Origin of the sequence: Hugenholtzia roseola DSM 9546, assembly GCF_000422585.1 — a bacterium.
Lineage (GTDB): Bacteria > Bacteroidota > Bacteroidia > Cytophagales > Bernardetiaceae > Hugenholtzia > Hugenholtzia roseola.
Genome location: NZ_KE383879.1, coordinates 276,303 through 299,032 on the forward strand (window position 1 = coordinate 276,303; position 22,730 = coordinate 299,032).

General features: G+C 42.6%; 18 protein-coding genes. 3 read left to right on the plus strand and 15 right to left on the minus strand.

Annotation, left to right across the window (positions count from 1 at the left end; all coding sequences use genetic code 11):
• Nucleotides 1-64: 64 nt before the first annotated feature.
• From gldB to lpdA, 3 genes are all read right to left on the minus strand, one after another.
• Nucleotides 65-1,060, minus strand: coding sequence for a gliding motility lipoprotein GldB (gldB, locus tag G500_RS0111705; RefSeq protein ID WP_211220156.1), 996 nt, complete (start codon nucleotides 1,058-1,060; stop codon nucleotides 65-67).
• 66 nt (nucleotides 1,061-1,126) lie between these two features.
• A complete protein-coding gene (locus G500_RS0111710) occupies nucleotides 1,127-1,876 on the minus strand; it encodes a tetratricopeptide repeat protein (protein WP_086047891.1) in 750 nt (249 codons plus the stop codon).
• A gap of 374 nt (nucleotides 1,877-2,250) precedes the next feature.
• On the minus strand, nucleotides 2,251-3,645 hold the full coding sequence (gene lpdA, locus G500_RS0111720; RefSeq protein ID WP_027002691.1) for a dihydrolipoyl dehydrogenase: 1,395 nt from the start codon (nucleotides 3,643-3,645) through the stop codon (nucleotides 2,251-2,253).
• A gap of 239 nt (nucleotides 3,646-3,884) precedes the next feature.
• On the opposite strand from lpdA, the gene rimO reads away from it, so the two are divergent.
• Entirely contained in the window at nucleotides 3,885-5,198 is a 1,314-nt protein-coding gene (gene rimO / locus G500_RS0111725; protein WP_027002692.1) for a 30S ribosomal protein S12 methylthiotransferase RimO, read from the plus strand.
• A gap of 167 nt (nucleotides 5,199-5,365) precedes the next feature.
• On the plus strand, nucleotides 5,366-6,838 hold the full coding sequence (locus G500_RS0111730) for a sodium:solute symporter (protein WP_027002693.1): 1,473 nt from the start codon (nucleotides 5,366-5,368) through the stop codon (nucleotides 6,836-6,838).
• Between the two features lie 51 nt (nucleotides 6,839-6,889).
• Here the strand turns inward: G500_RS0111730 and G500_RS0111735 are convergent, their stop codons facing one another.
• The gene (locus tag G500_RS0111735) at nucleotides 6,890-8,917 is read right to left on the minus strand and encodes a thioredoxin domain-containing protein (protein WP_027002694.1); all 2,028 of its coding nucleotides are present in this window, start codon (nucleotides 8,915-8,917) and stop codon (nucleotides 6,890-6,892) included.
• Between the two features lie 375 nt (nucleotides 8,918-9,292).
• Here G500_RS0111735 and G500_RS0111740 point away from each other — a divergent pair, with 375 nt between their 5' ends.
• Nucleotides 9,293-10,318 carry a glucosaminidase domain-containing protein gene (locus tag G500_RS0111740; protein ID WP_161626125.1) on the plus strand — a complete coding sequence of 342 codons (1,026 nt, stop codon included), beginning with the start codon at nucleotides 9,293-9,295 and terminating at the stop codon, nucleotides 10,316-10,318.
• 286 nt (nucleotides 10,319-10,604) lie between these two features.
• Here the strand turns inward: G500_RS0111740 and G500_RS0111745 are convergent, their stop codons facing one another.
• The 11 genes from G500_RS0111745 to G500_RS0111810 all read right to left on the minus strand — a co-directional run bounded on the left by G500_RS0111745 (nucleotide 10,605) and on the right by G500_RS0111810 (nucleotide 22,730).
• Nucleotides 10,605-12,146, minus strand: coding sequence for a YifB family Mg chelatase-like AAA ATPase (locus G500_RS0111745; protein ID WP_027002696.1), 1,542 nt, complete (start codon nucleotides 12,144-12,146; stop codon nucleotides 10,605-10,607).
• A gap of 424 nt (nucleotides 12,147-12,570) precedes the next feature.
• On the minus strand, nucleotides 12,571-14,838 hold the full coding sequence (locus tag G500_RS0111750) for a 7TM diverse intracellular signaling domain-containing protein (RefSeq protein WP_161626126.1): 2,268 nt from the start codon (nucleotides 14,836-14,838) through the stop codon (nucleotides 12,571-12,573).
• A 4-nt stretch (nucleotides 14,839-14,842) separates the two neighbouring features.
• On the minus strand, nucleotides 14,843-16,414 hold the full coding sequence (locus G500_RS0111755; protein WP_086047892.1) for an FAD-binding oxidoreductase: 1,572 nt from the start codon (nucleotides 16,412-16,414) through the stop codon (nucleotides 14,843-14,845).
• Nucleotides 16,415-16,638: 224 nt separating this feature from the next.
• The gene (locus G500_RS0111765; RefSeq protein WP_027002699.1) at nucleotides 16,639-17,511 is read right to left on the minus strand and encodes a hypothetical protein; all 873 of its coding nucleotides are present in this window, start codon (nucleotides 17,509-17,511) and stop codon (nucleotides 16,639-16,641) included.
• Nucleotides 17,512-17,803: 292 nt separating this feature from the next.
• Nucleotides 17,804-18,676: a M28 family metallopeptidase gene (locus G500_RS25090; RefSeq protein WP_051203503.1), complete on the minus strand. Its 873-nt coding sequence runs from the start codon at nucleotides 18,674-18,676 to the stop codon at nucleotides 17,804-17,806.
• A 102-nt stretch (nucleotides 18,677-18,778) separates the two neighbouring features.
• The gene (locus G500_RS25095; protein WP_161626127.1) at nucleotides 18,779-19,417 is read right to left on the minus strand and encodes a hypothetical protein; all 639 of its coding nucleotides are present in this window, start codon (nucleotides 19,415-19,417) and stop codon (nucleotides 18,779-18,781) included.
• 87 nt (nucleotides 19,418-19,504) lie between these two features.
• Entirely contained in the window at nucleotides 19,505-19,816 is a 312-nt protein-coding gene (locus G500_RS26275) for an ArsR/SmtB family transcription factor (protein WP_027002701.1), read from the minus strand.
• The gene (locus tag G500_RS0111790) at nucleotides 19,807-20,514 is read right to left on the minus strand and encodes an aromatic aminobenezylarsenical efflux permease ArsG family transporter (protein WP_027002702.1); all 708 of its coding nucleotides are present in this window, start codon (nucleotides 20,512-20,514) and stop codon (nucleotides 19,807-19,809) included. The genes G500_RS26275 and G500_RS0111790 overlap by 10 nt, the downstream gene beginning before the upstream one ends.
• Before the next feature lie 112 nt (nucleotides 20,515-20,626).
• Nucleotides 20,627-21,028, minus strand: coding sequence for a nitrophenyl compound nitroreductase subunit ArsF family protein (locus G500_RS0111795; RefSeq protein WP_027002703.1), 402 nt, complete (start codon nucleotides 21,026-21,028; stop codon nucleotides 20,627-20,629).
• A 270-nt stretch (nucleotides 21,029-21,298) separates the two neighbouring features.
• Entirely contained in the window at nucleotides 21,299-21,754 is a 456-nt protein-coding gene (locus G500_RS0111805; RefSeq protein WP_027002704.1) for a DinB family protein, read from the minus strand.
• Between the two features lies 1 nt (nucleotide 21,755).
• Nucleotides 21,756-22,730: a permease gene (locus G500_RS0111810; protein WP_027002705.1), complete on the minus strand. Its 975-nt coding sequence runs from the start codon at nucleotides 22,728-22,730 to the stop codon at nucleotides 21,756-21,758.

Sequence of the window (22,730 nt, forward strand, 5' to 3'; positions counted from 1 at the left end):
TTGTACAATAACTAACAGTTCATAAAAAACTGTTAGTTATTCCTTGCTGCAACTATTTTTCTACTTATCTATTTTGCGGCTTAAACTTAGAATCATTAAAAATTTTAGCATAATCTTGCTCTTTCATCAAATCTTGCAGCGAAACTTCGGGGTGATTTTTCATGTAGGCACGCACAATTTGCCAACCCAACCACTGCCCTACGCGCCCTGGCACCTGCTGCCCCATTTCAGCGATAAAGGGAGCTTCATCTACAAATTTTCGCTTTAAAAGTTGCTGTTTTTCAAAAAATAGATTTTTTTCTACAAAAAAGCCCCAAATAGAAGGCAAATTTTCGTAACAAGTGGCTAACTCTTGTTCCGTATAACCTATTACCTGCGCCTCGCTCATCTTGGGCAAAACCTTTTCCATGAAATAATGCGCCTTTCCTGCCCAAATCATCTGGCTCATCAAAGTATTGTCGTCGCCTTTGTCTAAGGCATTGAAAAGACGCGAAACCTCACGCGCCAAATGCACAGGAATATAGTGAATATCGTACCTGCGCCAAATATAGTTGGGTATTTTTTCCACAGGCGGACGGTAATAAGCCTGCCTATCGCCCAAGAAAAACTCCAAACCCACTACAACCAAGCTATCGGTCATGACCAAATCAGTGCCATAACCCGATACCATGCCGTATATTTTGGGGACATGAAATTCAGGATAATAGTATTTTACAAGTTGGAAAAAGAATTTTAAATCATTTTCAATTTTTTGAATGGTATCAGGTTGATAAACACGCTCTACATTTTGCATCATCGTATCGATAAAAGGCGATTGCGCCAAAAGGTGCAAGGCTTTGACATCTTCCATTTCGTAAAGGTGCAGCCCTTTTTCTGTCAAATCAGGATTTGCCTGCAAATAAGCCAAAATTTCAGCCTCGCTTTTATCCTTCATCAATGCCAAATCTGCCCTTTCAATTCGAACCTCTACGGGGATATTCGAAACGTCGGGTATTTTTTCTGTATCGGATTGGCAAGCCGTTAGGATAAAAAACCAAAATCCTACCCAAAAGAAAGACATTTTGGAAAAAGCGGAAAAGGGGCGTTCTTTTTTGTACATATTTAGTTTTAGATTTAAAAATGAAAATTACTTACAATGTTCATTCAATAGGGCTTGTGCCTGTGCCTCGAAGCCATTTTCCTTTGCCTTTTGCAAATGTAGGCAAACATCTTCGCTTGCTTTGCCTTTGGAAAGAGAAAGCTGCAAGACCGCTAAACGCAAATGTGCCGTTCCCAAAGTAGGCTCTAATAAAATCGCCTTTTCCAAATCGTGCTTTGCTTGTTCGTTCTGATTCATCTTGGCGGCGGCTTCGCTGCGCGTGAGGTAGAGATTTGCGTCGCTGGCTTGTAAGTCGATGGCGCGATTCAAAACGGCTAAGGCTTCGGCGTTTCGTTGCAAAGCTAATAAGACAACGCCGCTATTGTGGTGAATTTCATATACGCTATTATCTAATTTCAAAGCCTTTTCATAATTTTCTACGGCAAGGGTATAATTTTTTTGCTTCTGATGAAGATTGCCTAAGTTGAAGAAATAACGGTAGTCTTTTTCGTTTAGTGTAATGGCTTTCTCAAAATCGGCTTGGGCTTCTTTAAACTTGCCCAATTCGAGGTAGGCTACGCCGCGCATATTAAATACGTCGGGCTGTTTGGCATGGTCTTTTGCTGTTTTGCTCAATAATTTAACCACCTCCTCATATTTCTGTTCGGAAAGCCACTGACGCGCCTGATTGATGTCCTTTTTTAAAGCAGGCTGACAAGCGAGCAGCAGCAGGCATATCAGACCCAAAATACAAATTTTCGTATAAATTTTCATGTATTTTTTCACCATTTTTTTCATAGTTTTGATAGGATTTGATAAAATGCTTCGTGTTTTTATTGTTGAGGTTTTATTTTTTTTACAACAAACCACCTTTGCAAAGGCGTTGTTGCAACGGTCAGAAGGTCAAAAAACGGGGTTTTGTACTTCGAGCAAACCTCCTTGCCCCCTGTTCCAGCAATGTTAAGTTCTGCGAAAAACCTTGTTTTGTCAAATTTGACACGAAATAAAATTTGGGCTTAAACCCTAAGGGTCTTCAAGACCCTTAGGGTTTGGGGCAGGGTGCATTTGAGGCTTTTACCGTTTTAACAACCACCTTTGCGAAAGCACAAAGGCGGTTTGTGGTGCTGTCTTTCAACCGTTTGCAGTTTTAGACCGCGCTTAAAACTTTTGTCTTAGATATGAATGACCTCACCATAAGCGGCTGCGGTAGCCTCCATAATGGCTTCCGACATAGTCGGGTGTGGGTGTACGGCTTTCAAGATTTCGTGTCCTGTGGTTTCGAGCTTACGCGCCACTACCACTTCGGCAATCATTTCAGTTACGTTTGCACCGATAAGATGCGCACCCAAAAATTCGCCGTATTTGGCATCAAAAATAACTTTGACAAAGCCTTCTTTTGCGCCTGCTGCACTGGCTTTGCCCGAAGCCGAGAAAGGAAACTTTCCTACCTTTACCTCATAGCCCATCTCTTTGGCTTTGGCTTCGGTAAGTCCGACGGAAGCAATTTCAGGCGTGCAGTAGGTACAGCCCGGAATGTTGTTGTAGTCCAAAGGTTCGGGGTGATGCCCTGCGATTTTTTCTACGCAAATGATACCCTCTGCGCTGGCAACGTGCGCCAAGGCGGGACCGCGCACGATGTCGCCGATGGCATATACGCCTTTTACGTTGGTTTGGAAGAAATCATCTACCAAGACTTTTCCTTTTTCGGTCTTGATGCCGAGCTGCTCTAAGCCTAAATTTTCTAAATTGGTTTCTACGCCAACGGCAGAAAGAACAATATCACATTCGATAACTTCTTCGCCTTTTGCATTTTTGACCAAAACCTTACAACCTGCCCCTGCGGTATCTACCTTCGTAACTTCGGAAGAGGTTAGGATTTTGATACCCATTTTTTTGTACTGACGCTCTAATTCCTTAGACACGTCTTCGTCTTCTACGGGTACGATACGTGGCATAAATTCTACAATCGTAACCTCCGTTCCTACGGCAGCATAAAAATAGGCAAATTCTACCCCAATCGCACCCGAACCGACAATGACCATCTTTTTAGGCTGTGTAGGCAAAGACATCGCCTCGCGATAGCCGATAATCTTTTTGCCGTCGATGGGCAAATTGGGCAACTGGCGCGAGCGTCCGCCTGTGGCTAAGATGATATTTTTGGCAGTATAGACCTCTTTTTTGCCTTCGGCAGTGGTAACTTCTACGCTTTCTTTCGAGACCAATTTGCCTATGCCCATGAGTTTTTCAATCTTATTCTTTTTGAAAAGAAACTCGATGCCTTTGCTCATGCCATTGGCTACGTTGCGGCTGCGTGCAATCATGCCGTTGAAGTCGGCAGAAGCCTCTGCGATTTGGATACCATAGTCGGCGGCGTGCTTGACATATTCAAAAACTTGTGCCGATTTGAGCAGGGCTTTTGTAGGGATACAGCCCCAATTCAAACAGATGCCACCCAAAGCCTCACGCTCTACAACGGCTACTTTCATGCCCAACTGCGAGGCACGAATAGCGGCTACGTATCCGCCCGGTCCTGCACCGATAACGATTAAATCATAATTTGCTGCCATAAAATTGAAATATGGTTTTATGTGTGATTAGGTTTGAAAAAAATTTCTTGTTCAAGAGGGGCAAAGCCACTTTGCAGGCGAAAGATACGGATTTTTTTGGATTTCAAACCCAAGGGTTTTCAAGTGCCTTCGGGTTTGAAATGAGCAAGCGGCGCATTTTTAGAAAAAAACGCCACAGACGATTTTTTATCGTACCTTTGCCAAAAAAACGCGCCCACTTATTTGATACAAATTGCATTATGAAAACCAAGACCCTCAAACGCGATAAAGTCAATATCATTACCTTAGGCTGCTCGAAAAATTTGGTAGATTCGGAAGTTTTGCTCACCCAACTCAAAGGCAATCAGATAGAGGCTACACACGAAGCACAAAGCGATGATGCCAATGTGGTCATTATCAATACCTGCGGCTTTATAGAGCGTGCCAAGCAAGAGTCGATTGACACCATTTTGCGCTTTGCACAAGCCAAAGAAGACGGACAAATAGAAAAACTCTACGTTACGGGCTGCCTTTCCCATCGATACAAAGACGAGCTGGCTGCCGAAATCGAGCAAGTAGATGATTGGTTTGGTACAATGGATTTGCCCTTGATACTCAATAAATTCAACGCCAACTACAAGCACGAGCTGGTAGGCGAGCGGCTTACCACTACTGCCCCTCACTATGCCTATCTGAAAATTGCCGAAGGCTGCGACCGCCCCTGCTCTTTTTGCGCCATTCCGCTCATGCGCGGCGGACACGTATCGCGCCCTATGGAAGAACTTATTACGGAAGCTAAAAATTTGGTACGACAAGGGGTGAAAGAAGTGATGCTTATTGCCCAAGATTTGACCTACTACGGCATAGATTTGTACCGAAAAAGACAATTAGACGAACTATTGCGCCGCCTTTCTGATGTGGAAGGACTCGAATGGATACGCCTCCACTATGCCTACCCCGCTTCTTTTCCTTTGGAGGTGATTGATGTCATGAAGGAACGCAACAATATTTGCAATTATCTGGATATGCCACTTCAACATGGCGCAACGGAAATCCTCAAACACATGCGACGCGGCATTACGCGCCAAAAGACCGAAGAACTTATCGATGCCATTCGTCAGAAATTGCCGCAAATTGCCATCAGAACGACCCTTATTGCAGGACACCCTCATGAAACCTTGGCGCATCACGAAGAAACGATACAATTTGTAGAAAAAATGCGCTTCGAGCGTTTGGGCGTTTTCACCTACTCACACGAGGAAAATACCCACTCTTTTTCTATGCCCGACACCATTGCGCAGGAAGAGAAAGAAAGGCGAGCTGCCGAAATTATGGACGTGCAGCAAGCCATCTCACTTAGCCACAACCAAGCCAAAATTGGTAAAACTTTTAAAGTGCTTTTTGATAGAAAAGAAGGTAATTATTTTATCGGCAGAACCGAATACGATTCACCCGAAGTAGATAACGAAGTGCTGATTGATGCCACTCAAAATTTTGTCCGCTTAGGCGACTTTGCCTCTGTAACGATTACAGACGCGACGCATTTTGATTTGTTTGGAACGCTCAATAAGTAAAATTGTGGCGTTTATGAACCAACTTGTAGCGTACCCTTTAAGGTGCGATTAACGCATTGATTTTCAATAAGTTAGAAGCACCCTAAAAGGCGTTTCGTAAGTTGTGCCTAAATTCTAATTTTAAAAACACTTCAAAAAGTCTTTATTATACTCGACGATTTCCCACTATGCTCTCTCCACAAACCATTCTTTTTGTACTCTTTGGCTATTTCGTCTTGCTCCTGCTGATTGCTCGCAAAACGGCGAAAGGGGCTAATACCGCCGACTTTTTCAACGCCAGCCGCCAAGCCCCTTGGCTTGTGGTGGCATTTGGTATGATTGGCGCGTCTATGTCGGGCGTAACCTTCCTTTCCGTACCCGGTCAGGTAGGAAAAGCGGCAGAGGGCGGCTTTGTCGCTTTCAGTTACTTGCAGGTGGTTTTGGGCTACTTAGTGGGCTATGCAATTATTGGTACAATCTTACTTCCGCTTTATTATCGCCTACAAAGTGTTTCTATTTATGAATATTTAGAAACGCGATTTGGATTTTGGACATACAAAACAGGCTCTGCCTTTTTTCTGCTCTCACGTCTGGTAGGCTCTGCGCTGCGGCTTTTTTTGTCGGCACAGGTGCTGCAAGTCTTTGTCTTTGACGACTTAGGCTTGCCCTTCGAGCTTACCTCCCTGCTTACCATTGCCCTGATATGGGTCTATACCTTTCGTGGGGGCATCAAAACTATCATCTGGACAGATACCCTGCAAACGGCTTTTTTTCTGCTTGCCCTTGTCATTACGATTTACACCATTTCGGAAGCACTTGGTTTTGAAAGCCTTAGCACACTTTGGCAGCAAGTTAGCGAAAGCCCTTATAGTCAGATTTTTGTGTGGGAGGGTAGCTCGTCGCGCAACTTTTTCAAACAGTTTTTAGGGGGTATTTTCATTGCCCTGACCATGACAGGCTTAGACCAAGATATGATGCAAAAAAATCTTTCCTGCCGCACGCTGCAAGATTCGCAAAAAAATATGTTTTGGTTTAGCCTGACGCTTCTGATAGTGAATTTCTTTTTTCTTATTTTAGGAGCTTCTCTTTATCTTTTTGCACAAGCAAAAGGCGTAGAAATCCCTACCAATACCGATACACTCTATCCGCTTATCGCTAAAAACCACTTAGGCACAATAGGCGCGTTGGTGTTTTTTGTCGGAATCATTGCCGCCACCTATTCCAGTGCCGATTCCTCCCTCACTGCCCTTACTACCGCCTTTACCGTAGATTTTTTGGGCTTCAATCGCTCAAAAACAGGCGAAGCACAAAAACGCGCCAAACGGATTCGCGTGCATTTGGTCTTTTCTCTGCTCACTTTTTTGATAATGCTTATCGCCTATTATGCTAATAATCAAGCGGTTATAGATAGCGTTATGCGCATGGCAGGCTATACATACGGTCCTCTTTTAGGGCTTTTTGCCTTCGGGCTGCTCCTGCGTGCAAGGCTGCACGACCGCCTTGTGCCTGCGCTCTGCCTGCTTGCTCCGCTGCTTACCTACCTGCTCAATCACTACTCGCCACAGCTTTTCAATGGCTATCAGATGGGCTATGAACTTGTTTTGGTGAATGGTATCATTACCTTTATTTTGCTTTTGTTTTTGATAAAAAAAGAAAAATAAATAACCTAAACCCTAAGCCCCTGCCCTGCTTAGGGTTTAGATTCAATTTTGCTACAAAAGTTCTAATGCCTTTGTTACTTCGCTTTGTGGGAGTTGGCAGGTGTAATTTTTACACACAAAAACAAGCGTTTTATCGCTATTTCGCCCCTTCAAAAGTGGGAGCGAACTTTCAGTATCGGTAGCCGCCACTACTTTATTGGGGATAAAATGTCGCTGCAATTCTTTCGCTTTTTCTCTAAAATCTGCCCCTACGATAGCAATTTCGGCTGTTTGTGCAGTTTTGATGGCGTAGAGTGCCGCCCAATTTGCCAAATAGCGCGATTCGGCTTGCACCAAAGGAAAGACTTGATATAGCATCTTATCGGAAAGTTCTGTCCATTGAGGCTTGTGTAATAAAAGACCTAAAAAGTGCAGATTTTTTGCCATCAAAGAATTAGAAGCAGGCAGGACGTTATCAAAAACTTCTTTCTTTTGTGCAATTAGGTCGGATATTTCTTTCTGCCCATTGAAAAAGAAAAGATTTTCTTGTTCGTCAAAAAAATGAGTACAAACATATTGAGCATCTTGGGCAGCCTGCTCCAACCATTTTTCGTCGAAAGTAGCCTGATAGAGCCAAATATAAGCCTCTATCAAGGCGGCGTAGTCTTCTAAAAAAGCCTCGATACGCGCCTGCCCTTTTCTATACGTGTGCAAAAGTTTGCCTTCGCTGCGCATTTGGGTTTCGATAAAATGGGCGGTTTCTAAGGCTAAATCTTTCCACTTTTCCTGACCGAAAACAAAATAGGCTTCACACAAACCCTTGATAGTCAGGGCATTCCAAGAAGTGAGAATTTTGTCGTCGGTGTGAGGGGGTATTCTTTTCTGACGAACTGCCAAGAGTTGGGTCTGAACTTGTTTTACTTTTTCTTTTACCTTTTCTATTTCCCAGCCATACACAGAGGCAAAGTCTGCATCTGTTTGATTGCGAAACAAAATATTTGCCTGCGCTTCCTGCCAATTCCCTTGTGCAGTAGTGTGGTAATAATTTTTCACAAATTGAAAATCAGTTTCACCCAAAATTTGCAACAATTCTGCCTCCTTCCAAACATAAAACTTGCCTTCTTCGCCTTCGCTATCGGCATCTAAAGCAGAATAAAAACCGCCGCCTTCCTTATTTTTAAGTTCGCGCTCCAAAAATGCTATCGTCTGATAAACGGTTTCTTTATACCGCTCCAAACCCGTAAGGGCGTATGCTTGCGCATAAAGTCCAATGAGTTGAGCATTATCATACAACATTTTCTCAAAATGCGGCAAAAACCATTCATTATCCACTGCATAACGCGCAAAGCCACCTCCAATTTGGTCATAAATGCCGCCAAAAATCATCTGGTCGAGGCTAAAAATTAGATGCTCTTTTATAGTCTTTGTAGCCGTTTCTTCTTTTCTGAAAAGATACAAATATTGTAGTAAAAATTCGTAATAAATTGGCATAGGAAACTTAGGCGCACTTCCGAAGCCCCCAAAATCAGGGTCTGTGTGTTGGCTAAAATCGGCATAAATCGCCGCTGCGGTTTCTTTTTCAAAGGCAACCCTTTCTCCGTACAATTTGTACTTTTCCGACTCTTTCTTTTGTAGGAAAGCCGTAACCTTATCGGCACTTTCAAAAACTTCTTCGGCGCGTTCTCTGAAAATTTCTGCCAATCGCTGCAAAATTTCTATCCATTTGTGTTTAGGAAAATAAGTGCCGCCATAAAAAGGTTTCCCTTCGGGCGTGAGGAAGGCATGAAGCGGCCAGCCACCATTCGCACCAAAGGCTTGCGCCGCCTCCATGTAAATGGCATCTAAATCGGGGCGTTCTTCTCTATCTATTTTGATACAAATATAATTCTGATTCATCACCTCTGCCACCTGCGCATCTTCAAAACTCTCCTTTTCCATGACATGACACCAATGGCACGCCGAATAACCAATGCTGACCAAAATCGGCTTGTTTTCAGCCTTTGCCTTTTCCAAAGCCAAATCCGACCATTCATACCAATCGACAGGATTGTGCGCATGTTGTAATAGATAAGGACTTAGGGCGTGAATTAGACGGTTCATATTTTTTATTTTTTAAAGTGAAAATAAAAGCCTCATTTCGTAAAACCAAATACCAACAAGAGGCTCGAAGATAGGCAAAAAACAAAAAAAGAGAAAATCAAGAAAAAGTTTTGGCAGCCACACAGCTTTTTCGCCAAAAAAGAAGCGCGAGGCTCAAAAATGGAGCGCAGAAAGTAGAAACATTGCTAATATTTTTAGGGTTTGATAAAAAAAGGAAAAGCGAAAGCCGCCCCAAATGGGGTTTTAGCCGCTTTTTTAGCCTTTTTCGCCGACATGTCTAAAAAAAATAGCAAAAAGATGGCGAAAAATTTTGCAGTTCCAAATTCTTGCCGTACCTTTGCTAATAAGAATAGCACAAAAGAGAAGAATAGCCTTATGAAACTTTTACCCATCATCAAAGAATACGTCCGCCCTTTGCCGCTCAAGGCAATTCCCCCCATTCGTTTGGCGGTGGTTTGGCGTGAGAAGCTCTATGAATTTCACATTGTTATCAAAGAAAAGACGATTGCTTGGCTTGCCGTCGGTTTTCTTTGTGGCATGTTCGTAACCTACTTAGAACCGCTCCGTTGGGTCAGGGAAAGCCACCCTGACTGGCTCATTTCGCTTGGCATGGCAGAAATTGAAACACAAGCACAGACACAACACCTCTATATTCACCCCACAAGCGAATTTGAGCGTGCGCCTGTCTTAGCGCAAAAAGTGGCAGAAGATTTTATTATCGCCAAGCAGATTTTGATTAGTGATGCCCTGATTGAAAATAAAGTTTCGCGTTTAGACCAATTAAATAGCGATAAACTTTTAGAAATCAATCGCGAGATAGCACAACTGTTTTGCAAAAATATTTTGCAAACTGCCCAGACCCCAGACAAAGTCTATCACTTCTTTACCGATAGCATAGCCCTTCGCAAAATAGAAACTGCTTTGATGGAACAGGTAAAATACAACATTCCTGCCTCTATTACCCTTTCGCGCTCTGCCTTAGAAACTGCCTTTGGTTCGCGTGTTGTAGGCAATAATTATTTTAATATTCGCCACAAAAAATCCGACCCAAATCAAGAAGAAGACCCCGAACTTCGCCTATTGAGCCTCTACTTTTCCGAACCAGAAGCCCTGCTATTTAAAGATTGGATAGTGCGAACCGAAGAAGAATTGGCGCAGACGCAACCCAAGATTTTGAAGTGCTTGGTGCAAAACGATTTAGAAAGCTACCCTTCGGCTTGGGCTTCCTTCCGCGCCCACTCTGAAATGCTTGCCGCCGACAAACGTTACGCGCCTCTTTTTACAAAAGGTAAGAAGTACGAAGATTGGGCAGATTTGATAGGCAGTGCCGAAAATGTAGCCTACGGCGAGGGTTTGAAGCAAATCATTGCACGTTATCAGCTTTATCTTTTGGATTTTTAGCCACTTGTGAAACGCAAACAGTCATTTGTGAGGACACAAACAACGGCGCGGCTTGTCATTTGTGAGGACACAAACAACGGCGGCAAACAACGGCAGTAAAATACATTGTAGTTTTTAGGTAAATTTGAGTGAAAATAAAAACGGCGTTCTCTTTGAGAACGTCGTTTTTTTTGTCATTTGTGAGGCACAAACAACGGCAGCAGTTTTTTTGTCATTTGTGAGGACACAAACAACGGCGGCAAACAACGGCGAGGCGAGGATAAGCCAATTTGAAACCCGTACCCCCTTAGTTTGCCCAGTTGCTTCGGTCTAAGGTGCGGAAAAGAATTGCCTCTGCCAAATGGTAAGGTGCTATATCTGCACTTGCTTCCAAATCGGCAATGGTACGCGCCACCTTCAAGATTCTATCATAGGCACGCGCCGAAAGTCCAAACTTATCCATCGCACTTTTAAGCATCTGTTTTCCTTTTTCATCAATTTTACAAACCTGTTTGACAAGTTGGGAAGGCATCATAGCGTTGGAATGGATACCTTCCATGTTTTGAAAACGCAGCGTTTGGATTTGCCTTGCCTTGATGACCCGCGCCCTAATATCGGCACTGCTTTCGGTTTTCCTATTTGCCGTCATTTCATCAAAAGAAACAGGCGTAACTTCTACATGCAGGTCTATCCTATCCAAAAGAGGACCACTGATTTTATTGAGATACCGCTGCACACTACCCGGTGGGCAAGTACAACTTTTTTCAGGGTGATTGTAATAGCCACAAGGACAGGGATTCATGCTTGCGATAAGCATAAAATTACAAGGAAAATCTACCGAAAGTTTGGCACGTGAAATCGTAACCTTGCGCTCTTCCAAAGGCTGCCGCAAGACTTCTAAGACAGTGCGCTTAAATTCGGGTAGTTCGTCTAGAAAAAGTACGCCATTGTGCGCCAAGCTAATTTCGCCCGGCTGCGGATTGCCGCCACCACCCACTAAGGCAACGTCGCTGATGGTATGATGAGGAGCGCGGAAAGGGCGTTGGACTACCAAAAAAGAATCTGTCCCGACAATCTTACCCGCCACTGAATGGATTTTAGTCGTTTCTAAGGCTTCATGCAACGAAATAGGGGGGAGGATAGAGGGCAATCTTTTGGCGAGCATCGTTTTGCCTGCCCCCGGCGAACCTATCATAATGACATTGTGTCCGCCTGCTGCTGCAATTTCTAAGGCGCGTTTGATATTTTCCTGTCCCTGCACGTCAGAAAAGTCGGCTTCGTATTCGTTTTGTTTTTGGGAAAAAAGGTCGCGCGTATTGATGTGTAGGGGTGCGATAGTTTTTTCACCTTCAAAAAAAGCAATGGCTTCTTCCAAATTCTCTACGCCAATAATATCCAAATCATTGACAATAGCAGCTTCGGCAGCATTTTCTTTGGGCAGCACAAAGCCTTTAAAACCTTGTTTTCGGGCTTCTATGGCAATAGGCAACACGCCGCGAATAGGGCGAAGTTGTCCATCTAACGCCAGTTCGCCTAAGATGACGTATTTGTCAAAGTCGAGGGCTTCGATTTGGTCGGAAGCCACTAAGATAGATAGCGCAATGGGCAAATCGTAGGCAGCCCCTTCTTTTCGTACATCGGCGGGAGCTAAATTGATGACAATTTTTTGGCGAGGAATTCGAAATCCCAACTGTTTGAGTGCCGATTCTACCCGCTGCTCACTCTCCTTGACGGCACTATCTGCCAATCCGACGATAAAAATGCGCGTCCCCTTGATGACATTCGCCTCCAACGTAATAATATTGGCATCGACTCCAACTACTGATGCGCCAAATGTTTTTGCAATCATCTTTTTGTTTTTTAAAATGCGTTTGAAAGATAGCCAAATGGTAAAGATAGCTTCCGCCTTTTGATGCAGAAATAACTGCTAAAAATAAAAATATTTTGAGAAAACATCAAATAGAAAATCCAAAAAGACTTTCTTTTTAGGAAAGCCAAAAAAAAGCGTTGGCAAGTATCAACAACTCGCCAACGCCTGCCAGAGAAAAAACGGCTTTTAGAAAGGAGGATTGCAGACAATCTTATTGAATTTTATACAAAGTTAAACTAATTTTAAGTTTAAATATAAAAATGTTTTACTTTCAATCGCCCTGCGGACAAGGCAATGCCCTCTCCCTACATTTGCACCTAATTTTTAGAATTTAATTAGAATTTAATAAAAACTGTTCTTTCCGATTCCCTGATTTCAAGTTTTATAGCCCTGCACAGCCTTACTACTTAATCTTGACGGCTAACAGTGTAATGTCGTCGCGCTGCGGTTCGTTGCCGATATGGGCTTCGAAGGCTGCTTCTATTTTTTGCTTTTGAAGCGGCAAAGGCAAAGCCCCAATTTCTTGGTAAAGCCTTTTGAGCCTATGACTGCCAAATTTGTCATCTTGCGCATTATTTTGGTCGGCAAAGCCATCACTATTGATGTAAAAAACATCATCTTTTTCTAAGATAATTTCTTCATACTCAAAAGGACGGGTTTCTTTTTTGCGCGAATAGCCACCAATACTTCTATTTGTTCCCTTAATTTCGTACAATTTCTGCTCCTGCGCCTTGAAATAACGCAATGGGCGGCGTGCGCCTGCAAAGGCGACTTTGCACTTTTCTTCGGGTAGGTATTCCAAAACACAAAGGGCGATGTCCATGCCGTCGGCATTGGCGTTGTTGTCTTGTTTTAAAGACTTGCGGATAATTTGGTGGAGAGCTTCCAAAATTTCGGCGGGATTTTCCAATTCATTTCTATCAATAAGCGCATCTAAGGCTGCCGAACCTATCATAGACGTAAAGGCACCGGGTACGCCATGCCCTGTGCAGTCGGCTACGGCTAAATACACCTTTCCTTTCAAATCGCTAATCCAGTAAAAATCGCCCGATACGATGTCTTTGGGACGATAGAAAACGAAATATTCTTTCAAATACAATTCCATGCGCTCCTCGAAGGGCAAGATGGCGTTCTGAATGGTTCGCGCATAACGCAAGCTATCGGTAATGTGGCGATTTTTTTCCTCGATAAGGTTGTTTTGTTTTTTAACCATCTCTACGGTAGCGTTCAATTCCTCGTTGGTAGAATGTAGCTCCTCATTTAAAGCAGTTAGCTCGTCGGAACGCTCGGCAATGATAAGATGTTGCTGTTGTATGGTTTCCAGATTGGCGTTGAGTTCTTCGTTGGTAGAATTAAGCTCTTCGTTAGCCATCTTCAATTCTTCGGTAGCCTCATTTACTTTTTGCTCTAAAAGTTGGTTTTGTTCGCGAATAAGTCGCTCATTTTCCTCCTTTTTCGCTAAGGCTTCTTTCTGTGCCATTTCCTTTTGCTTTTTGTACGCATTGATTCTATCTGCCAAAGCAAAAGAAAGCAAGACCACTTCTAAGGCAGAGCCAAAGAGAGCCGCATTTTGTGTAAAAGGCGTAGTAGGCAAAACACCCATCACTTGCAACATAAAGGCAATCACGCCCACCAAAAAGGCTGTCCAAGCCAAGAGATAAAAACGTGCAATTTTAAGCCCCGTCAGATAACAATAGGAAGCAGTAACGAGGAGAAAGACTGCCATCAGCAGCGAAAAAAGTTGCGACAGCGGTGCGCTAATGGCATACAAACCTGCCAAGTTGAGGATAGAAAGAAGCGAAAAAATGGCAATTAAGATATAAATTCCGATACTAATTTTTCTATACTTTTTATACGTTTCTAAAAATGAACGTGCAAAAAGTAAGATAAAAATGCTTGTTAGGGAAACCAAAAGCGGAATGTAGTAGTTTATTTGCGGCAAATCTGCCCAAACGAAATGATAAGCATAACCTTTAAAGTTTGCATACAGAAAGCCCAAACAAACGACATAGCCAATATAAAAAAGATAAGTTTTATCTCTTACAGAAAGAAAGATAAAAAAGTTGTAAATTGCCATTACTATCATAAAGCCTATGTAAATGCCCATTGCCGTATCTTGTTTCTGATTCGCCTCTGCCAAAGTTTGCAGGGTCTGAATTTGAATCGGCAATTCAATCGGGTACTCGCTGCGAATCCGAAGGTAGAAAGTCTGGCTTTCGCCTTGTTTTTGGAAAGGTAGCGGCAAGACAAAATTATTGAGCAAAAACAGACGTTGCGCAAAAGGCTTTTTAGCTCCCAACTCCACCTTCTGAAAACTACCATCAGGCTGGGGCGTAAAAAAATCGAGGCTATCTAAAAGGGGATTCGCAATTTCTAATATAATATCTGGTTCAATTTTTTTCTGAATGACCATCTTTACCCAAATCGTAGCCGTTGTATTTGCCAAATTGGGGACATCTTGGGCAAGAGGCACAAAGGCTGCCCCTTTCTCCTCCCTTATGGCTTCAAAGTGATATTGGTGCAGCGAATCGATAAGAAAACCCATTTGCGTACCTTTGAGCCTTATAGGTTTGTGCGAATCTACTACAATCGTATTTTGGTCTTGCGCTTTGGTAGATTCCAACTGCCAAAATAGAAAGAGTATAACAAAAATATAGAATTTATTTTTCATACTTTTACAAAATATATCTACCCTCTGCATACAAGCCGAAAGGGTCTAATTGATTTTTAAGGCGACGTAGAAAAAGCTGTGTATCGAGGTCGAGATGTTTGATAAGCGACATCGACTGCACCCCTAAGCGGTAAGGGGCGTATCCCTGTGCGATTAGATTTTGCAAGATTTCGTCTTGGCAGCGTAAGGCTCGCTGGTCTGCGCCCGCTTGCAGGCGGTCATAACAAATTGCACCTGTGATGTCTATGGCTCTTTCAGCAATAAAAAAAAAGCCGATATTGATTTCCAACTGATATTTTTGGCTAATATTTTCTACCAAATCTATACATTTGAGCAGGTCTGTTCCTTTTTGTGGAATAATGGGACAATACCATATCACACCACACTTATCCTTGTGAATGGCTTGGTACAAGTCGGCGCGTGCCTCTTGTGTTTGTTCGCGGTCGGCTTTGCGCCAATAGCACATATCAAGGGGTTTATCGGAAACAAGCCCACGAAGTACGGAATTTTCATAGAAAAAAAGAGCCGCTTGCTTTTCTGCCTCTGTCGTAGCGTTTTGCAGACTTTGGGCATCAAAAAAGCGTAGTTTTTTGGTTAGGAGAGTTAGCTTTTCGGTCAGAATTTGGCGGTCGGCTTGGGCGTGTGCCTCTGAAAGGGAATAAATGCCGCCGAAGCCTACCCACTTTGAGTCGATACCAACTTTCTGACGCAATTCCTTTCTTAGTGTTTCCGTCCATGCCTGCTCACTGGTGATTTGGGTATGAATGGCAATCAGCCTTGTGTCGCTAAAAATGCGCAAAGAAGCCTGCAAACCTTTCAAGCGCAGGTTGCGCCAAAGGTCGGTGAGTGTTGCCAAATGCAGGTCGGAATCGATTTCGAAAAGGAAAGTCTGTAAAAAATCGTTTTTCGGTTTGAGCCAAAAACTTAATTTTGTGATAATACCCAAATTTGACTGTGTAAATAAGCCATCTAAACTCGCACCTACCCCTGATTTGGCTAAGGGAGCTAATTTGCAGTCGCGCCCGTAGGCGGCAAAACCCGTCTGGATAATTTCACCCGTAGGCAAAACAACCTCGAAGCCACACACATTTTGAAACCTATCAGCATACATGCCCATGCCATGCCCTCTTTCGGCAGCGTTGCCAATGACGCTGGCTTTTCCCGTAGAGCCGATACTATCCATCATCAGGTTGCTGCCTTGTTTTTCCAAGTAGGTCGCTACTTGCTCGAAGGTAACGCCTGCTTCAAGTGTGATATAAGCCATTTCCTCGTCTAAGTGCAAAATTTTGTTCATTTTTGATAAATCTATCAAAATGCTATCTTCGACGGGAGGCAATGCCGAACCTAAGCCAATATTTTTACCTCCACTCACCACATAAAAAGGGAGCTTGTACAGATTCAAAATTTTGAGGGCAGCGGAAAGTTGCTCGCTCGAAGTAGGGTGTAATACCGCAACTATCTGCGTCGGGTGCGGAAAAGTAGCCACATACGCCTCTTGGTGGGGTAGGATAATATTTTGGTCTAACACTGCCCGAAGCGGTTTGAGCCACTCGGTAGAAGCAAAAAAACGATTCATAGGCGATAAAAAATGAAATCCGAACCAAAAAACGAAAAACAGACTGAAAATAGGCGCGTTTCTAAGGGGTATCCCTTATTTTTTCAAAACAAGCCAAAAAAAAACAGAAAAACAAGGCTTTTGCCAATTTTTTAGAAAAAATCGACAAAAGCCTCTCTTTAATCGTTCAAAAGTTATGTTTTATATCTTTTTTATGACCATTGTGCCACCTTGATAGGGGAAAACTACCAAAGGCGCAGGTCACATTCTATTGAAATGACCTCACTGCCGCGATATGTTTCGTAAAAAGTTTGGAGTGGCTGCTTGCGCAACTGATTGACCAACTCGCGTTCGGTAGCGGGCAGGGTAGGCAAATGCAGGGTATCTTCAATCTCTACCGCTGTGGAAAGGTAGCGCGTATCAGGGTAGCAAAAAGCGGCATTCGAGCCTAAATTTGGAATAGAGGTAAAGCCCAACTCTTCCGTCATGCGCTTGGTGTATTGGTTTGCCAGCGCGACAATCACCTGCACACGCACCTTGACGGAAAAGGCTATCAAAGAGCGCATCAACAGTTTGGGCAGCCCACGCTCACTAAATTCTTTTTTCACCCAAGCACCACAGGCTTCGCCCAAAATGTGGTTGTATTTATGCACCCTTGGCACAATGTCAGGGCTTAGTTGTTTGAGAGCCTCCTCCAAAGGAATGGGGTGCGAAGGGTCGACGACATCAAGGCGCATGCCTGCGCCCAATTCGCCCGTTTCCGCGTCTTCTATCACCAACATATAAGAAGTAGGATTTTCCCACCACTTATTTTTAATCGAACTAATGCCATTGACTCCAAACTCTTTCAATACTTCGAGCTGCGCTTGATAATATTTTTGCGCAATCTCTTGATAATCAGCCGTATGATAGACCCTTAGCCGAAGGCGTGAATGAGGCAAAGAAGCCTTAGCAGCACGCCTATCCGATTTTGAGGCTTGCCCAAAAGAAGCCGCTAAGGGCTGACAAGCTAACTGTTTTTCAATAAACGCGCTTTGTGTAAGCTCTTTCTGCAACAAAGGAGAAGACACAGGCGAAGGGGTAGCAGTTTTATCAAGTGGCAAAGTAAGGGTTTTCATCAATGATATTTTTGTGTAAAGAAGTCGGGGATAAACATAACGGCTGCAAAGGTAGTTTCCTTTCGTAGAATTGTCAAGTTAAATATTTGAAAATCAGCACGTTATCAAAATAAAAATCTTAGAGTGCAAAAAAGATTTCACATCAAGTTTTTTTCCCTTTCGAAAACAACACAAAAAAATGTTGAATCTGGACTAAGGAATAACCCTTACTTTTGTTCAACAAAAAATCCGCAGGTGCAGACGACGCACTTGCGGATTTTTAAGCGCAACCTTTGACGTGCTTCTCACATTCTTATTTCAAAGTAGGGCGGTTTTCACTTTGTACCAAATGCCAAGCCGTTGCGAAAATGAGCCTGCCAATGTTTTGCATCTTTCCAAAGTGGATTTTTTCTACCTCGTCGGTGGGTTGATGGTAGTCTTCGTGAGTGCCGTTGAAGTAGAAAATGACAGGTATGTCGTGTTTGGCAAAATTGTAATGGTCGGAGCGGTAATAAAACTGGTTGGGGTCGTCTTTGTCGTTGTAGGTGTAATCGAGTTTGATTTGAGGGGCGTAGAGCTTCGCAACCTGCTCTTGTAATTGGTGCAAATCGTCGGAAAGCATATCCGAACCGATAACATAGATGTAGTCGGGATTGTCTTCATAGCGGTTGTCTATTCTGCCTACCATGTCGATGTTGAGATTCGCCACTACGTTTTTATGCTCAAAAATAGGATTATTGGAGTAGTATTCCGAACCTAACAAGCCCTTTTCTTCACCTGTAAAAAACATAAAAGCAATGCTTCGGCGGGGTGCAAAACCTGCTTTTTTCGCCTCCTGAAAAGCCTGTGCCAATTCCATGACCGTAACCGTACCCGAACCGTCATCGTCTGCGCCATTGTTAATTTCGCCATTGATGATACCGATATGGTCGTAATGTGCCGAAATGACCAAGACCTCTTCTTTTTTGTCCGTCCCCTCGATAAAGGCGATAACATTTTCGGTTTGGATAGTTTCGGCTTTGGCGGTTTTATCTAAAAGGAAATCGGTCTGGAAACTTTTTTTCCAAACGCCTTTTTGTGCAATCGCCGTCTTTACCTCTTGTGCCATTTTTTTATCGTTCCATTTCATCACTTTAAAAAAAGAGGACTTATTGAGATAAATTTGTGGCAAATTGTAGTCTTTCAAATTTTCTTGGTCGCCTTCTGTCTTAAAATCGTAGGAAGCGCGATTGAGATACGGCTCATACTGTTTGAGTGTGAAGCTAAAAAGTGCGTCGTTTTCATAGACTCACACGATACCTTTTGCCTTTTTTTTGAGTGCAATTTTTAGTTTTTCTTCATTTTTAGACCAAATTGAAGGCTTATTCGTACCCGAAATAAGATAAGTCTGGTCATTCGTTTTAGGCTCACCCATCAAAATCATCAAGATTTTGCCCTCTGCCTGCACTTGCGCGTAATCGTTGTATTTTTCATCTTCGATGCCATATCCGACAAAAAGCAACTCCTGATTTTGGGTAGTCATCTGTTCCCAATTTCCGACAAAGAAGTAGTCTTTTTTATTTTGCAGCGTTTTCTTATTGATTTTGAGCGTGTTTTGGGGCAGTTTGTTTTTTTTGTCCAATTCAAAAGGTTGGACATAACCTGCTAAGGGCGAACCTATGTTTTCGTTCTGAAAAAACGTGCGCAGGTATTCTGCCGCCATTTTTTGCCCCTTCGTACCCGTTTCGCGCCCTTCGTAGGCATCAGAAGCCAAGATAGAGAGGTGCTTTTTCAAATCCGCTTCGGTAATGGTTTGCGAAAAGCGCACCGCCGCACTATCGAGAGCAATCTGCTGGCTCGATTTCGTTTGCGCTGCAAGTTGCCAAACCAATAGCCCTTGTAGCAGCCAGAAGGTGCAAGAAGAAAAGAGAAGTAGTTTTTTTTGCATTTTGTAGAAAATAATTGAAATAGTAAAGGGAAGTAGAAAACGCCCAATGAGTAGCAAAAATACAACACTCCTTACATTTGCAATGGCTTACATTTTGACCTTAAAGAAATCGTTGAACAATTCCTGTGCCTGATTCCAATTTTTGCGGTTGATGCAATAGCTTATCGTAGGCGGGTTGATAGCGCCTTGTATCAATCCCGCCTCTTTCAAGATTTTGAGGTGCTGCGAAACGGTAGAATTTGCCAAAGGCAACTCCTTCGAAATATCGCCTGCAAAACAAGCGCACTGTTTTTCCAAAAAGCGCAGAATATAGACCCTTATGGGGTGTGCTATCGCTTTGGCATAAAGCGCGATTTTTTCATCAGTTTCAGTATAAGGCTTTTTTTCAACTATATCCATTCTAAAAAAATTAAAGTGTAATAGACTCCTGTTAAGATAAAAACAGCACCCGCCACTTGGCGCAAAACTCTTTCCGTTTGTTGTATAAGGTTAAATATTTTGCTTACTTTTCCCATTGCAAACGCCATCAAGTAAGTAAAAAGCAAGACTGGCAAGCCCGTTCCCACCGCAAAAACAAAAGGCAGATACAAACCCTTTACGCTCGAAACCGTCAGGGGTAGCAACATGCCAAAATATAAAGCCCCACTATACGGACAAAAAGCTAAGGCAAACAATGCTCCCAACATAAACGCACCCCAAAAACCTTTGTTTTGGAATTTTTCGGAAAGGCGATGAGTCAAGTCTATTTTTCCTAAAAAATTGAGTTTTATCACATCCAACATCACAAGTCCTATCAAAATCAGCAGGGGAGCTAAGTATTTTTCACCATTGCCCTGAAAAAATTTAGCGACCTGAAATTTACTTGCTCCCAAGAAGATAACCGCTCCTATTAGCGTATAACTAAAAGCACGCCCCAGTGTATAAAAAATACCGCTCCACAAAACGGCTTTTTTATCCTGAAAGCTACGTGTAATAAAAGCGGTGGCGGTAATATTAGTAGCCAAAGGACAGGGCGAAACCGCTGTTAGCAAGCCCAAGACGAAAGCTACAATCAGCGGCAGTTCGCTGGATTGCACTATTTCAGTTAGAAAATCCATTTTGTTAAGTTTAATTTTTATATTAAATTTTGAATTTAATTCCTTGTGAGGTTGTAAAATACGCCACCATATCTTACAGACTCCTCACAAGGGCTACCAAATCGTTTGAAAATTAGCGCAAAGCTCTTCGAATTTCTTTGACCAAATGCGTCTCAAATTTCTCGAAATTGCTAATATTCATAAAAGCAAAATCGGTCAAATCAATTTTTAAGTTTGTATCGGCACGATAAATCCAAAGGGCAGTTCCTGTGGCTTCGAATTTTTCTGCGATTTTTTCATTGGCTTTTTCATCTACATTGAGCGTCTTGAAAACAATTTTACCCGCTTTTAGCTCGGTAGCGAAATGTTTATTCAATACCGCCTGCGTCGTACTCTCAATATTGAGACAAGTTTTGCAACGGTGAGTAGAGTGAAAATCTATCACCTCAATCCGTTGAGACTGTGCCTGCGCAGAAGGCAGGCAAAACGCCAAAGATGCAAATATAACAAACAATACAAAGATTAGATTTTTCATTTTGAAAAATAATTTAAAATATGAAATAAATAAGAAAAACAACAGACAAACTTCGTATTTCGCAAAAACACGAAATTTGAGAAAACAAATCTCGGCACTCGATCCTTTTCACAAGGCAGTGCCTCTTTATTGAGAATATCGGTTTTTAGGAATTGGTTTGGATATTGCTGAGTCGCCCTTTTGAAAAATCCGTATCATTGACTTTTACCGTTTGAGCGGCGGCACCATTGAGCGCAAATAGCCAATTAACCAGCAAAGATAATATGAGTGCTAACTTTTTGATGCGCCGTATTTTAAAATGATAGCCATTTGTCCTGCATGATAGGCAGTATGCGAAAGAATACGCGCAAAGGCTTCGGCTTTGGTCTTAGTGCCAAATTCTTGGGTCGTGATTTGAGCTTGCCAGTCGGCTTGGCTCTGACTCAAAATAGCCTTTTCCAGTTTCTCAAAAGCATACTGTTGATAGTCTAAAAGACTTTGTAGGTCTGTCCACTCGCCCGTGTCGCTTTTTTCTATGACGGTTTTAGCCGACACTTTTACGTCGGGTAGCCTGAAAACATTTTTGGCAAACAATAGCTCCACATCTGCGATATGGCGAATAAGAAAACCTACCGAATTAGGTGCAGGCTCTAATTTTTTTGTCAAATCTGTTGCGTTCAAATGAACTAACTGATTAGAGAAGCGTGTGCGTGCCTCTACCCAAATACGGTGAAAAGATTGTGTCATTTTACAAAATTAAATTAAATAAATACCCTGAAATGATAATACAAGTCGTTACGACACCAAAGAAAATGGCAATCATTTTAACGGACATTACTTTTTTGAGCAAAGTCGCTTCGGGCAAAGAAAGCCCCACCACGCCCATCATAAAAGCAATCGCCGTTCCCAAAGGGATTCCTTTCTGTACCAAAACTTGAATAATGGGTAAAACTCCCGCCGCATTGCTATACATCGGCACTGCCAAAATGACCGCCAAAGGTACAGCCAATGGGTTTTCTTTGCTAATATATTCCTCAAAAAAGCCCGTAGGAATAAATCCGTGCATCAATGCCCCAATGCCAATGCCTATGATGACGTACCAAAAAACACTTTTGACAATTCCGTAAGCCTCTTTTGTAATTTCGGGAAGGCGTTGCTTGAAGGTCATTTCTTCGGTTTCCATTTCGTCTTCGGTTTGGGCATTTTTCAACACATTTTGAACCCAATCCGAAAGTAAATGCTCCAAATTGAGTTTGCCTAAAATAAAACCGCCAATACTTCCCAACAAAATCCCGCTTGAAACATAAATTAGCGTACTTTTCCAACCAAACATACCAATAAACATCGCAATCGCCACTTCATTGACCAAAGGTGAAGTTATCAAAAAAGCAAAAGTAATCCCCAAAGGAATCCCGCCTTTGACAAAACCAATAAACAAAGGCACAGACGAACACGAGCAAAACGGCGTTACTGCCCCAAAAGTAGATGCCAAAAAATATTCCAATCCGTAGAGTTTATTTCTTGACAAAAAATTGCGAATACGCTCTATCGGAAAATAAGAATTGACAATGCCCATCACGAAGGTAATGAGAAAAAGCAACAACAAAATTTTGAAGGTATCATACACAAAAAAGTTCAAAGAACTGCCCAAATGCGAATCTTGGGCAATTCCGAAAACCTGATACACCAACCAATCGGCAAAGTTTTGAATCCAATCAAACAT